Here is a 13753-nt window from a genome sequence, read left to right on the forward strand (position 1 = left end):
GTGGCCGAAACCGGCTCCGACGCCGTACCCGTCATCGCCCTGCGCGGGATCACCAAGGTCTTCGGCGAGGGAGAGACCGCGTTCCGCGCGCTCAAGGGCGTGGACCTCGACATCATGGCGGGTGATTTCGTCGCGGTCATGGGCCCCTCGGGTTCCGGCAAGTCGACGATGATGAACATCCTCGGCTGCCTCGACGTGGCGAGCGGCGGGGAATACCTGTTCCAAGGCCACCACGTCGAAACGCTCGACCGCGATCAGCGCGCGCTGCTGCGGCGCAAGTACCTTGGCTTCGTGTTCCAGGGCTTCAACCTGCTGGCGCGCACGTCGGCGTTGGAGAACGTGGAACTGCCGCTGCTTTATCGCGGCGATGCCAAGCATGAACGGCGCAAGGCGGCGATGAATGCGCTTGAGCGCGTGGGCCTTGCCGAATGGGCGCACCACACGCCGGGCGAGCTTTCCGGCGGCCAGCAGCAACGCGTGGCGATTGCGCGCGCCATCGTCACCAATCCCGAAGTGCTGCTGGCGGACGAGCCCACCGGCAATCTCGACAGCCAGCGCTCGATCGAGATCATGGAGTTTCTCTCCACGCTCAACCGCGATTCCGGAATTACTGTGCTGATGGTCACGCACGAGCCTGACATGGCCGAATTCGCGCGGCGGATCGTCCATTTCAAAGACGGGCTGATCGACCGGATCGAGCAGGGCAACGCCCGTCAGGCCGCGCCGAATGCGTCCGATTCCGGAGTTACCGGCTGATGCTGAGCACGATCCTCCTTCTCGCGCTGCGCTCGATCCGCCGTCACGTGTTGCGCTCGCTGTTGACGATGCTTGGCATTGTCATCGGCGTTGGCGCGGTGGTGTCGATGGTAACGCTGGGCCGGGCGACCACCGTGGCAGTGACGCAGCAGATTGCGGCACTGGGCACCAATATCCTGCAAGTCCGTCCGGGGCAGGGCTTCGGTCGCGGCGGCGGCGGCACCACGCCGCGTGATTTCGACCCATCCGATATCGTCGCAATCCGTCAGCAAGTGGGCGGGGTGACCGCTGTGGCCCCGTCGGTCTCGTCCAGCGCGACCGCGATTTTCGAGGGCGCCAACTGGTCCACCACGATCAACGGCACGACGTCGGACTACTTCAAGATCCAGCCCTGGCCGCTACAGGAAGGGCGCCTGTTTTCCGAGGATGAGGAAAGTGCGGGCAAGGCGGTCTGCATCATCGGTTCCACCGTTTCGCGCAACCTGTTCGGCAATGCCAATCCCGTTGGAAAGCGCTTCCGTCTGGGGCAGGTGAGCTGCGACGTGATCGCCCTGCTTTCCACCAAGGGGCAGGCCGGGTTCGGCGGCGACCAGGACGATACCGTCATCATGCCGCTCAAGACCGTGCAGCGGCGGTTCCTGGGCACCACCACGATCCGCACCATTCTTGTGGGCATCGACGGCAACTATTCGAGCGAGCAGGTCCAGTCCACGCTGACCAACCTGCTGCGCGAACGGCGGCGGATCACCGCCGGCAAGGAAGATGACTTCAACATCTTCGACACCAAGCAGATATCGGACACGCTGACCCAGACGACCACGATGCTGACGCGGATCGTTGCCGCCGTGGCGGCGATCAGCCTTGTCGTCGGCGGGATCGGTATCATGAACATCATGCTCGTCTCGGTGACCGAGCGCACGCGTGAGATCGGTATCCGCCTCGCCATCGGCGCCGTGGCGAGCGAGGTGCTGATGCAGTTCCTGGTGGAAGCCATCGTGCTGTCATGCCTGGGCGGACTGATCGGGCTGATCCTCGCACAAATCGTGGTCGCCGCGGCGGTGCCGCTGATGGGCGTGCCGTGGATCTTCGAGCCCGGCGTCAATCTCGGTGCTTTCGCGGTTTCTGCGATTATCGGTGTGGTCTTCGGCTATTTTCCGGCGCGGCGGGCAGCCAGTCTCAACCCCATCGACGCCCTGAGACACGAGTAAGAGTCACCGAAAGGAGGCGGCATATGCGCGGACTGATCGTGGGCATGGCGAACGACCAGTCGCTCGCTTGGGGCTGCGCGGTGGGCTTGCGGGCCGGGGGTGCCGAACTGGCCATCACCTATCAGAACGACAAGGCGCGCCGTTTCGTGGAGCCGCTGGCACAGGAACTGGAAGCCCCGATCTTCGCGCCGCTGGACGTGACCGGCCCGGCCCAAGTCGAGGCACTGTTCGCAGAAATTGCGGAGCGTTGGGGCAGTCTCGATTTCCTGCTCCATTCTATTGCCTTCGCGCCGAAGGAGGACCTTCACGGCCGCGTGGTCGACAGCTCGGTGGAAGGGTTCTGCCTGGCAATGGACGTCTCCTGCCACTCATTGATCCGCCTCGCCCGCCATGCCGAGCCGCTGATGAACGAGGGCGGAGCGATCCTGACGATGAGTTTCTACGGCTCCGAAAAGGTCGTGCCCAGCTACGGGATCATGGGCCCGGTCAAGGCCGCGCTGGAGGCGAGTGTGCGCTATCTGGCCGGGGAGCTTGGGCCGTCCGGAATTCGCGTGAATGCTCTCTCGACCGGGCCGGTGCGCACGCGCGCGGCTTCCGGCCTTTCGCACCTCGACGCGCTGATCCGCCTCGCCTCGGAGAAGGCGCCGCTGCACCAGTTGGTGACGATCGAGCAGATCGGCCACATGGCGGCGTTCCTGCTGGGCCCCAAGGCGCGCTTCGTGACCGGGCAGACCGTCTATGTCGACAGCGGCTACAACGCGGTGAGCGGATGAGCGGGGCAGCCGATGCATGAGGAGTGACCTCGTCGCCGGCTTCGATTAGGTTTCCGGATCCCGGAGCGATTTCAGCAGGGAGTTTGGCGATGTCGATGGGTGCGATCTTGGTGGCGACGGACCTCAGTGCCCGAAGCGACCGTGCGATTGACCGGGCATTCGAACTGGGGCGCGACCTCGGCACGGCGGTGAAAGTGGTCCATGTCGTCAAGCCGGAGGGCCACACCGGACTGCTGGAAGAACTGGTCGAAAGCCGCGTGCGCGAGACTCTGCCGGAACTGGGCGAGAGCGCCGAAATCCTGCTGCCGGAAGGCTCGCCGCCGGGCACCATCGCGCGGGTCGCCGGGGAACAGGGCGCGGCGCTGATCGTGGCCGGAGTGGCGCGGTTCAACCAGATTTCGGACTATTTCCTCGGCACGGCGGTCGATTACCTTGTCCGCCATGCCGAAGTGCCGGTGCTGGTGGTCAAGCAGCGCCAGCGGGGGCTCTATCGCCGCCTGCTTGTGCCCAGCGACTTTTCGGTAGCATCCAAGGCAGCGGTTCTCGCAGCGGCCCGCCTGTTTCCCGACGCAGCGATCCGGGTGGTGCACGTGTTCCACGTCGGTTTCGAGGGGTGGGGCGTGGCCGATCACGTGATGGAGGAAACGCTGGCCCGCGCCGAGGGAGACATGGCCGAATTCCTCGCCTCGTCGGACTTTGCGGACCTTAATCCCGGTCGGATCGAGGGCGTTCTGGCAGGCGGCGAGCCGGAGGTTGCATTGGGTAAGGCGATCGAGGCCTATCAGCCGGACCTTGTTGTGCTGGGGACGCAGGGCGGCGGCGTTCTGCGCCAACTGGCAGTGGGCAGCCGTGCCTCGTCGCTGCTTTCCTGGGTCCGTCCCGATACCCTGATGGTGCGGCTTACCGAGCAGACCGAAAACCCATAGCCGCCTGTGACCCTGTGAAAACACACAGTATCCATTGACGATCGAAGCATCCGGGCGCAGTCTGCATTGCACGTGTTCTACTAAAAGTTCGATGTTCTGGTGTGTCAGCACTTTCGGTACGTTCAGGATGGTCTTGAGCGGCTGGAAGAGGTCAGGAGATGGACATGGGGTGGATTATCGCATTGATCGTGGGCGGTGTCGCCGGTTGGCTCGCCAGTCTCGTCATGAACCGCGACGCATCGATGGGTATTGTCTGGAACATCGTTGTCGGCTGCGTCGGCTCGGTGATCGGCAATTTCATCGCCAACCGCTTCGGAATTGCCGGATCGGTCAAGGAATTCTCCATCGTAGGCCTGATCGTGGCGTTTTTCGGCGCGGTGATCCTGCTTGCCATCGTCAATTTCATCCAGCGCGGCACAGTCCGCTGAAATCCTGCTGAAGGCAGTACCGGCGGAACGCAAAACGGAGCGGCCGTTCGACGTGGAGTTGCAGAGGACCTGATGAAGGCAGGAACAAGGCTGGCGCTGGGCGCGTCATGTGTGCTTGGCGTAATGTGCTGGACGAACCCTGGCTTCGCGCAAGGCGCCAAGGCAACGTCTCCACCCGAATTCGCGCGGCGGATCGAAAATCTCAAGCCCGGCGAATGGGTCTGGGCGCCGACCGTGGCGCCCTCGGGGCCGGTCCTGGTCTATGTCGATCTCTCGAAGCAGATCGCGCTGGTCTATCGCAACGGCGTGCGCATCGCAGCGGCCACGGTATCCAGCGGCAAGGACGGTTATGCCACGCCGACTGGTGTCTTCACCATCCTTCAGAAGGATGCGAAGCACCGTTCCAGCACGTACAACAACGCGCCGATGCCCTATCAGCAGCGGCTGACGTGGGATGGTGTCGCGCTTCATGCAGGCGGCTTGCCCGGCTATCCCGAGAGCCACGGCTGCGTTCACTTGCCCTATGAGTTCGCGCGCGAACTGTTCTCCATCACCAAGCTGGGCGTCACGGTCGTTGTCCAAGGCGATGCCGCCACGCATATGCGTACCAGCGACAACAGCCTGCTCACCCCGTTCAACAATCGCGGCGAGGCGGTCGAGCATCAACCTCTGGCAGGCGGCGAGCAGTATCGCTGGAAGCCCGAACTGGAGCGCGAGGGGCCACTCTCGATCATCGTTTCCAAGCTCGACCAGCGCGTGGTCGTGCTGCGCAACGGGACCGAGATCGGCCGCAGCATTGCCGAAGTGAATGATGATGATCCCGGCAGCCATGTGATTACGCTCGTGACGCAGGGCGGGAAGCCGCAATGGGTTTTCGTCGGGCTTCCCGGCCACAGCGATGACGAAGGGCGCGCGGTCGATGAGGCCGTGCTCAACCGTCTGCGCTTGCCACGCGGTTTCTATGAAAAGGTGAAGGCTGCGCTCACGCCCGGCGCGACCATCCTGATTACCGATTCGCGCGTGGGTGCCGAGCCGCTGGAACACCTCACGGTGATCGACGCGGTCAGGCCCGCGCCTTGATTCAGGCCGCCATCGCCGGGCGTCCGGCCCGGGATTTGGGCCTCAAATCGGATATCCGGATCGGGTCGTCCCACCCGCTGCACATATCGTCGATGACAGGCGACAGCGGCCGCGCGGTTTGTCAGGTAAATACCTGTCTCCCTTCGAATTCGTCATGGCTTCTGGAGAACTCGCGTGAAGATCGCCGTTTTCAGCACGAGACCCTACGACCGTGAATTCCTGGAGCAGGCAAACGAGGCCACCGGAGGGCGGCATGCCTTCTCGTGGTACGAGTCCCGGCTCAATGTGACGACCGCCGATCTGGCGCGCGGACACGACTGCATCTGTGCTTTCGTTAACGACCATCTCGGCCGGGCCGAGTTGGACATTCTGGCCGGACAGGGCACCCGCCTGATCGCGCTGCGCAGCGCCGGTTTCAACAATGTCGATCTGGACGCAGCGCGCGATCTGAACATCGAAATTGGCCGCGTACCCGCCTATTCGCCCGACGCCATTGCCGAACATGCGGTGGCGCTGATCCTCACGCTCAACCGCAAGATCCACAAGGCCTACGCCCGCGTGCGGGAAGGCAACTTCGCGCTGGAAGGCCTGCTGGGCTTCGACCTCAAGGGCAAGGTCGCCGGGGTGATCGGTACCGGCAAGATCGGCATCAACGTCGCCCGGATCCTCAAGGGCTTCGGCTGCGAGGTGGTGGCGAGCGATCCGTTCGAGACAGCGGAACTGACAGCCATCGGTGGCCGCTATGTGCCGCGCGATGAACTCTTCGCGATGTGCGACATCATCACGCTCCATTGCCCGCTCACACCGGATACGCACCATCTGATCGGCCGTGCGGCGATTGGGGCGATGAGGGACGGCGTCATGCTGATCAACACCAGCCGCGGCGCGGTGATGGATGCGCGCGCGGTAATCCACGGGCTCAAGAGCGGGCGGATCGGTTACGTCGGGCTCGACGTCTACGAGGAGGAGGAAGACCTGTTCTTCGAGGACCTGTCCGAACAGGTGATCCGCGACGATGTCTTCGTGCGGTTGATGACCTTCCCCAACGTGCTCATTACCGGGCATCAAGGGTTCTTCACGCGGGAGGCGATGACAGCCATCGCCGGCACCACCATCGCCAATATCAGCGCGTTCGAGGACACGGGCGTGCCGCTTCATCCGGTCCAGGTCGAACGCCGGGGCTGACCCGTGGCAGGATTCGCGATCCTTCCGATCCTCCTCCTGGTGCTGTTGATGACTGTGCTGCGTTGGTCGGCGGCCGTGGCGGGGACCGTGGCAGCGGTCGCGGCGGCAACCGTGGCGGTCGTGGTTTTCCAGTTCGGCGAAACTCCGGCGGATCTTGCAGGCCCCATTCTGGAGGCGGCCTTCACGGCTGCGACGATCCTGTGGATCATCTTTCCCGCGCTCTCGATCCACGAGTACCAGACCCACACCGGCGCCACGGGCGTGATCGGCAATTGGCTGTCCTCGATCTCCGATAGTCCGGCGGCGACGGCGCTGTTGCTGGGCTGGTTTTTCGCGCTGTTCCTCGAAGGTGCCTCGGGTTTCGGTACGCCGGTTGCCATCCTGGCGCCCATGCTGGTGGCGCTGGGGGTTTCGCCTTCGCGCGCGGTATTGACGGCGCTGCTGGGCCATGTCGTTGCGGTGTCGTTCGGAGCCGTAGGCGCGCCGATGGTGCCGCTGCTGGAGGCCGGTCTGCTCGACGAGCGGCGACTGGCTCTGGAGATCTTGCTGCTCCACGCCTGCCTCGGCTGGGTCATGACCTTGCTGGTCGTGCGCTACGCGGCGGTCGGGCCGGCGATAGCAGGAGCGGCCGGAGGTAATGACGCCACGCCGATGGCGCGGCGTTTCGCTCTCGTCGCTGCCGTGTGCTTCTTCGGCGCGGCGGCAGTGGTCGCCATGCTGTCGGGAGCGGAACTGCCGGCGCTGGGTGGCGCATTGCTGGGCGGTGCGCTGTTCGTCGCGTGGCTGCGGCGGGGGCCTTCCGCTTCCAGCCGCTCAGGGCCGGGCGTCATGGCTGTGCTGATGGCGGGGCTGCCGTACATCGTGCTGGTGGTGCTGATCCTCGGCAGTCGCCTGATCGGTCCGCTGCGCACGGCGCTGCGGGCCGATCGTATCGAATGGACATACGGAACCGGCTTTGGCGACGTGATGCTGCCGTTCTATCATCCCGGCACGATGCTGATGGCGGCGTTTCTGGTGACGGCGGTGGTCCATCGCTCGTCGCCGCGACTGGTCGGCACCTCCATGGTCGCGGCGGCGCGGCGGCTGCCGCAAGTCGCCATCGCGCTGGTGGCGGTGCTGACACTGGCACGTTTCATGGTCCATGGCGGGCTGATCGATGCGCTGGCCGTGGGTGTGACCACGCTGTTCGGCCGACTTTGGCCGCTGGCGGTGCCGCTGGTGGGCGCGCTCGGCTCGTTCGTGACGGGATCGGGGACCGCTTCGAACATCATCTTTGCCAATTTCCAGGTCGCGGCCGCAGATGCCGTGCGCATGCCGCATGGGTTGGCGCTTGCAGGGCAGAGTGTGGGGTCCGCGATCGGCAACATCATCGCGCCGCACAATATCGTTGCAGGCACGGCGACGGTCGGCCTTGTTGGACGCGAGGGAGAAACACTTGCGAGCACGGTTCCGATTTGCCTCGGCTACGTGGCCGCGGCGGGTGTGCTCGTACTGCTTTTGCAGACGGTGCTGCCCTGATCTGGGCGGTCCGGCTAGCCCGTCAATGCCGGCGTGCACAAAGCATTGCAGCGTCGGTGCCGTCATGATCTTCGTAGCGCACCAGTATCTCGCCAAAACCCTTTTCGTGAAACAGGCGAAGAACGGCATCCAATGGATACTCGTTCATCTGCATTACAGGCGTGTCGGCTGCCCTGCCGCCGAGCAGGTTCAGCACCGCCTGTCCACCAGGAACGATATGGCGAATATGATAGCCCAGTTTGTGCCAGAGGCTTTGATTGCGCTTCGTGGAGAGCTGGATGAGACATCCACCGCCGGGCCGCACGCGCTCAAGCAACTGGCTGAGAAGTACCATGCCGCGTGCGACCGGGATATGCTGAAACACGATGCAGCTATTCACGAAGTCGAACGTCCCCTCGACCCGCGAAAGCGTGTCGTCGGACAGGAGATAATCGATTTGCCGGCCTTCGCTGTTGCGACGGGCTTCTTCCAGCATGGCCGGCGCAATATCGAGCCCGACGACCGCGCCGAAGTGCTCGGACAGCGGAATGGTCAGCCGTCCAACGCCGCACCCGAAATCCAGCGCGCGTTCGCGCGGCAAGGCACCGAAATGCCGTTCGATCTGCGCAACCCAATGTGCCACGAATGCCTGTCCGCTCTCGAAGAAATGCTGCCGGTTTGCATCGATATTGCCGCTGCGAAAGCGGGCGTGGGTGAGAACCGCGTAATAAGGATCGCGCTCACCCCATAAGCGCCAATTGTGATCGCTGTCAGCCATTGCGAGGCTTTATCCATGTCTGCTCGGACCGCCAAAACGCATGTAAAGGCTTATCAACGTTTTGATACGGAATTTATCTTTCACAGGCGGCGATACCCATGGCACGTCCGGCGCCTGAAATTGACGGATATTGCAGGTTTTATAGTCTGGTGATTTGCGGTTCCTTGTCGGCTGGGTTCATTCGCTACCCATCTGGCCGAGATCCAGAAGGCGAGTGCTAAAAATCGTCCGGATTTTTCGATTTCGTTCCCAATTTAACTACGAGCGTAAATTATAATTTGGCGCATGATGCTCTAAAGGATGAGTTTTTCGAAACACCTTGACTTAAGGGGCAAGATTATCGTCTTATCCCTGTAATATTTGGCGGCAACAGCAAGCCAAGGGACGTTCGGCGTCCTGAAGGGGAGGAAACGCGACTACGGCATGCGCTTTTCCGAGTGCCATCGCTGAAACGATGGCGGGTTAACGCGACAGGATGCCGATTCCCTTTGTCTTTTCGCGGCGGGTCGCTACGAGCCCGCTCGCAAGTTCATTCGTTTCGCGGCAGTCGGGTTCCCGGCTGCCCGCAAGGGAGTGCGTTGCAAGGTCCTGAAGCGTCGGGGTTCTTGCAGCGCCGATTTTCCGCCTCCTGTGCCAAGTCACCACCGAGCGCGACAGGAGGCGGAAAACACCCCGGATGGACATCCCCGGCGGCAGGTCGTTTTGTGCGCGGGATGAGTCGAAACCGACTTTGTCATCCGCCCGTCGCGCGCGTCCGCCATGGTGCCTTCATCTAATCCTTCTCGATTGATGATCGGAATTATGCATGACCGATCAGTACAATACGGCCTTTGATCGCCTGTCGGATTCTGGCACTCTCCCGCCGTTGGCAGACGATTCCGGGAGCGACCCATGGCCAGGGGTCTCAGGATTTTCGACACGTCTTTCATGCGGGAGCCTGTTGTTGCGGCACCCCGTTTGCTGCGGCTGATCGTCAGGCCTTCACATACCGACCTCGTGACCTGAATCCCCGAAGCAGGGATCGACAAGGCCGGGAAGAGGATCAACAAGGAGAGAACCCATGGACGCGAAGACCAGTGGCTGCCCGATGCACGGCGAACCCGTGCGATCGCTCCTCGGACGCACCAACCGTGACTGGTGGCCGAACCAGCTCAGTCTGGACATTCTGCGGCAGGGCGGCGTCAGCCCCAGCCCGATGGACCCGGATTTCGACTATGCCACCGCCTTCAAGTCGCTCGACCTTGCTGCGGTCAAGGCTGACCTTACCGCGCTGATGACCGACAGCCAGCCGTGGTGGCCGGCGGACTATGGCCACTATGGTCCGTTCTTCATCCGCATGGCCTGGCACAGTGCCGGCACCTATCGCATCGGTGACGGTCGCGGCGGTGCCGGTGCGGGCGACCAGCGGTTCGCGCCGCTCAATTCCTGGCCTGACAACGCCAATCTCGACAAGGCGCGTCGCCTGCTCTGGCCGGTGAAGCAGAAGTATGGCGAGAAGCTCTCCTGGGCGGACCTGATGATCCTGGCCGGCAATGTGGCCTTCGAATCGATGGGTGCACCGGTGCTGGGCTTCGGCGGCGGCCGTGCCGACGTCTATGAGCCCGAAATTGCCGTTTACTGGGGCACCGAGGAGCAATGGGTCGGGCAGGGCGCCGAAACCCGCATCCAGCCCGAGAAGGAAATGGTTCTCGAAAATCCGCTCGCGGCCATCCAGATGGGCCTGATCTACGTCAATCCGGAAGGCCCGGGCGGTAATGCCGACCCGATCGGATCGGCGCGCGACGTGCGCGAGACGTTCGCCCGCATGGGCATGGACGATATCGAGACCGCCGCACTCACCGTGGGCGGCCATACTTTCGGCAAGTGTCACGGCGCGGGCGATGCCGCCAAGGTCGGCCTCGAACCGGAGGGCGCTGATATTGCGCAGCAAGGCCTCGGCTGGCTGAGCGGTCATGAGAGCGGATTCGGCGATCACACGATCACCTCCGGCCTCGAAGGTGCCTGGACGCCCACGCCCACTCAATGGGACATGAGCTTCCTGCACATGCTGCTCGATTATGAGTACGAACTGGTGCACAGCCCCGCCGGTGCGCAGCAATGGCAGCCAGTGAACCAGAAGCCCGAAGACATGGCGCCCGGTGCACACAGCCCGGACCGGCGCCTGCCGACGCTGATGACGACCGCAGACATGGCGTTCAAGGCGGACCCCGAATACCGCAAGATCCTCGAACGCTTCCGCGCCGAACCGGCATGGCTGGAGGATCAGTTCGCCAAGGCCTGGTTCAAGCTCTGCCACCGCGACATGGGCCCGAAGGCGCGCTACCTCGGCGCCGATGTGCCGGCGGAGGACTTCGTCTGGCAGGACCCGCTGCCCAAGGCGGACGGCGCACCGATCGGCGCGGCAGATGTTGCAGCGCTGAAGGACAAGATCCGTGCATCGGGCTTGTCGGTTGCCGAACTGGTCTCCACAGCATGGGCCTCGGCGGTGACCTACCGCAGTTCGGACCATCGCGGCGGTGCCAATGGCGCGCGCATCCGACTTGCTCCGCAGAAGGACTGGGAAGTCAACGAGCCTGCCAAGCTGGCCAAGGTCCTCAAGGTCTATGAGGACATCAAGGCCGGTGCCGGCAAGTCGGTCTCGATTGCCGACCTGATCGTGCTCGGCGGCGGCGTCGGGATCGAGAAGGCGGCGGCCGATGCCGGTACGCCGATCGAGGTTCCTTTCGTTCCCGGCCGCGTCGATGCCACGCAGGAACAGACCGACGTGCACGGTTTCGCGGTGCTGGAACCGCGCGTGGATGGATTCCGCAATTACATCCAGGTTCCCTACAACGTGCCGACCGAGGAACTGCTGGTGGACCGTGCGCAACTGCTGGGCCTCAGCGCTCCGCAGATGGCGGTGCTCGTCGGCGGCCTGCGTGTGCTGGGCGCCAACTTCGGCGGTTCGAAGGATGGCGTCTTCACGACCCGCGAAGGGCAGTTGACGAACGACTTCTTCGTCAATCTGCTCGATATGAAGACCGCCTGGAAGCAGGTTGACGACGAGGCGGATGAGACTTTCATCGGCACCGACCGCGTCAGCAACCAGCAGAAGTGGACGGCAACGCGCACCGATCTGGTGTTCGGCTCCAACTCGCAGCTTCGCGCAATCAGCGAAGTCTATGCCGCCGCCGACGCGGGCAAGAAGTTCGTGCGGGACTTCGTGGCCGCGTGGACGCAAGTGATGAACGCGGATCGTTTCGATCTCGCGTAAACTCGACGCGCAATGAAGAAAGGGGCGGGAGACTGCGGTCTGCCGCCCCTTTCTTGCGTTTCAGGGGTGCGCCGGCGCGCGATAAAAATCAGATATAAAGATATCTTTATATTTGCTTCCGGCCGAGCGAGCGGGTAGGGACGGCACCATCGCGGCGCCCTTCGCCATTCCGGTGCGGGGGCCGTAAAGGCAACACTTCCAGGAGTTCGCGCCCGTGGCCACGACCACCGCCCCCGACTACGCCATTACCGACATCTCGCTTGCCGATTTCGGCCGTACCGAGATCGCCATCGCTGAAACCGAAATGCCGGGCCTGATGGCGCTGCGCGAGGAATTCGGTGCGTCGCAGCCGCTCAAGGGCGCGCGCATCACCGGCTCGCTGCACATGACGATCCAGACCGCCGTGCTGATCGAGACGCTGGTCGCTCTCGGCGCCGACGTGCGCTGGGCCACCTGCAACATCTTCTCCACTCAGGATCACGCCGCTGCCGCCATCGCTGCCGCCGGTATCCCGGTCTACGCGATCAAGGGTGAATCGCTGGCCGATTACTGGGATTACGTGGGCAAGATCTTTGACTGGTCGACGGAAGAGAATCCCGACCAGACCGCCAACCTGATCCTCGACGATGGCGGCGATGCCACCATGTTCGCGCTCTGGGGCGCCCGCGTCGAAGCCGGTGAGCCGCTGTTCGAGCCTTCGAACGCCGAGGAAATCGAGTTCGTCCGCGCGCTAAACGCCTTCCTCAAGGCACGTCCGGGCTACCTGACCGCCTCGGTCAAGGCCATCAAGGGCGTTTCGGAAGAGACCACCACCGGCGTTCATCGCCTCTATCACCTCGCCAAGGACGGCAAGCTGCCGTTCCCCGCGATCAACGTGAACGATTCGGTCACCAAGTCGAAGTTCGACAACCTCTACGGTTGCAAGGAATCGCTGGTCGACGCGATCCGTCGCGCCACCGACGTGATGCTGGCCGGCAAGGTCGCCTGCGTTGCCGGCTTCGGCGACGTCGGCAAGGGTTCGGCCGCTTCGCTCCGCAACGGCGGCGCCCGCGTGATGGTCACCGAAATCGACCCGATCTGCGCGCTGCAGGCCGCCATGGAAGGCTATGAAGTCGTGACCATGGAAGACGCCGTGAAGCGTTGCGACATCTTCGTCACCGCCACCGGCAACGAAGCCGTCATCACCGGCGAGCACATGGAAGCCATGCGCGACAAGGCGATTGTCTGCAACATCGGCCACTTCGACAGCGAGATCCAGATCTCGGCGCTCGACAATTACGACTGGAAGGAAGTCAAGCCGGGCACCGACCTCGTCACCTTCCCGGACGGCAAGCAGATCATCGTGCTGGCCAAGGGCCGCCTGGTGAACCTGGGCTGCGCCACCGGCCACCCCAGCTTCGTGATGTCGTCCAGCTTCACCAACCAGACGCTCGCGCAGATCGAACTCTTCGCCAAGAACGACGAGTACGAGAACCGCGTCTACGTGCTGCCCAAGCACCTCGACGAGAAGGTCGCCGCGCTTCACCTCGACAAGCTGGGCGTGAAGCTCACCAAGCTTTCGAAGAAGCAGGCCGACTACATCGGTGTGCCGGAAGCTGGCCCGTACAAGCCGGACCACTACCGCTATTGATTTAAGTGTGGGCGGGGTTTGGGGTCGATCTCTACGGGTCGCCATTAAGCTCCGTCGTCCCCGCGAAAGCGGGGACCCCGCTTCCTTCTTCCTTTCTTGCCCGCAGAACAAGCGGGCCCCCGCCTTCGCGGGGGCGACGGTGAAAAGAAGCGCGGAAGTCATACACAACCCGCGAACAACATGGGGAGAGTACCGGCACTGCGGTACTCTCCCCATTGTCTTTGTAGTTCCGGCGCATC

11 protein-coding genes are annotated in these 13753 nt (G+C 63.4%); 10 read left to right on the top strand and 1 reads right to left on the bottom strand.

All coding sequences use genetic code 11. From position 1 onward, the window contains the following. The 8 genes from AC1VVM_RS10260 (at position 1) to AC1VVM_RS10295 (ending at position 7874) form a co-directional block, all read left to right on the top strand. Positions 1-756: an ABC transporter ATP-binding protein gene (locus AC1VVM_RS10260; RefSeq protein WP_482954996.1), complete on the top strand. Its 756-nt coding sequence runs from the start codon at positions 1-3 to the stop codon at positions 754-756. Beyond that, positions 756-1964, top strand: a complete 1209-nt coding sequence (locus tag AC1VVM_RS10265; RefSeq protein WP_132385042.1) for an ABC transporter permease — start codon at positions 756-758, stop codon at positions 1962-1964. Before AC1VVM_RS10260 ends, AC1VVM_RS10265 begins: the two co-directional genes overlap by 1 nt. Before the next feature lie 23 nt (positions 1965-1987). Then, positions 1988-2737 carry an enoyl-ACP reductase FabI gene (gene fabI, locus AC1VVM_RS10270; protein ID WP_482954997.1) on the top strand — a complete coding sequence of 250 codons (750 nt, stop codon included), beginning with the start codon at positions 1988-1990 and terminating at the stop codon, positions 2735-2737. A gap of 89 nt (positions 2738-2826) precedes the next feature. Beyond that, a complete protein-coding gene (locus tag AC1VVM_RS10275) occupies positions 2827-3663 on the top strand; it encodes a universal stress protein (protein WP_482954998.1) in 837 nt (278 codons plus the stop codon). Positions 3664-3827: 164 nt separating this feature from the next. Then, complete coding sequence (locus AC1VVM_RS10280; protein ID WP_132385045.1) at positions 3828-4091, top strand: GlsB/YeaQ/YmgE family stress response membrane protein; 264 nt, start codon at positions 3828-3830, stop codon at positions 4089-4091. A gap of 123 nt (positions 4092-4214) precedes the next feature. Continuing rightward, positions 4215-5171: a L,D-transpeptidase gene (locus tag AC1VVM_RS10285; protein ID WP_482905190.1), complete on the top strand. Its 957-nt coding sequence runs from the start codon at positions 4215-4217 to the stop codon at positions 5169-5171. Positions 5172-5345: 174 nt separating this feature from the next. Continuing rightward, positions 5346-6356: a 2-hydroxyacid dehydrogenase gene (locus AC1VVM_RS10290; protein ID WP_482903866.1), complete on the top strand. Its 1011-nt coding sequence runs from the start codon at positions 5346-5348 to the stop codon at positions 6354-6356. A gap of 3 nt (positions 6357-6359) precedes the next feature. Continuing rightward, complete coding sequence (locus tag AC1VVM_RS10295) at positions 6360-7874, top strand: L-lactate permease (RefSeq protein ID WP_482954999.1); 1515 nt, start codon at positions 6360-6362, stop codon at positions 7872-7874. Between the two features lie 22 nt (positions 7875-7896). On the opposite strand, the gene AC1VVM_RS10300 is transcribed toward AC1VVM_RS10295, so the two are convergent. After that, entirely contained in the window at positions 7897-8631 is a 735-nt protein-coding gene (locus AC1VVM_RS10300) for a class I SAM-dependent methyltransferase (protein WP_482903868.1), read from the bottom strand. 1060 nt (positions 8632-9691) lie between these two features. Here AC1VVM_RS10300 and katG point away from each other — a divergent pair. Both katG and ahcY read left to right on the top strand, forming a co-directional pair. Continuing rightward, a complete protein-coding gene (katG, locus tag AC1VVM_RS10305) occupies positions 9692-11884 on the top strand; it encodes a catalase/peroxidase HPI (RefSeq protein WP_482903869.1) in 2193 nt (730 codons plus the stop codon). Positions 11885-12098: 214 nt separating this feature from the next. Further along, positions 12099-13514, top strand: coding sequence for an adenosylhomocysteinase (gene ahcY, locus AC1VVM_RS10310; protein WP_132385050.1), 1416 nt, complete (start codon positions 12099-12101; stop codon positions 13512-13514). Positions 13515-13753: the final 239 nt, after the last annotated feature.

Source organism: Novosphingobium sp. BL-S-33 (assembly GCF_056857025.1).

Bases quoted from the DNA above. Each gene is read 5' to 3' on its own strand.
- AC1VVM_RS10275 (WP_482954998.1), top strand. From the start codon at position 2,827: ATGTCGATGGGTGCGATCTTGGTGGCGACGGACCTCAGTGCCCGAAGC.
- AC1VVM_RS10265 (WP_132385042.1), top strand. From the start codon at position 756: ATGCTGAGCACGATCCTCCTTCTCGCGCTGCGCTCGATCCGCCGTCAC.
- katG (WP_482903869.1), top strand. From the start codon at position 9,692: ATGGACGCGAAGACCAGTGGCTGCCCGATGCACGGCGAACCCGTGCGA.
- AC1VVM_RS10280 (WP_132385045.1), top strand. From the start codon at position 3,828: ATGGGGTGGATTATCGCATTGATCGTGGGCGGTGTCGCCGGTTGGCTC.
- AC1VVM_RS10300 (WP_482903868.1), bottom strand. From the start codon at position 8,631: ATGGCTGACAGCGATCACAATTGGCGCTTATGGGGTGAGCGCGATCCT.
- fabI (WP_482954997.1), top strand. From the start codon at position 1,988: ATGCGCGGACTGATCGTGGGCATGGCGAACGACCAGTCGCTCGCTTGG.
- AC1VVM_RS10285 (WP_482905190.1), top strand. From the start codon at position 4,215: ATGTGCTGGACGAACCCTGGCTTCGCGCAAGGCGCCAAGGCAACGTCT.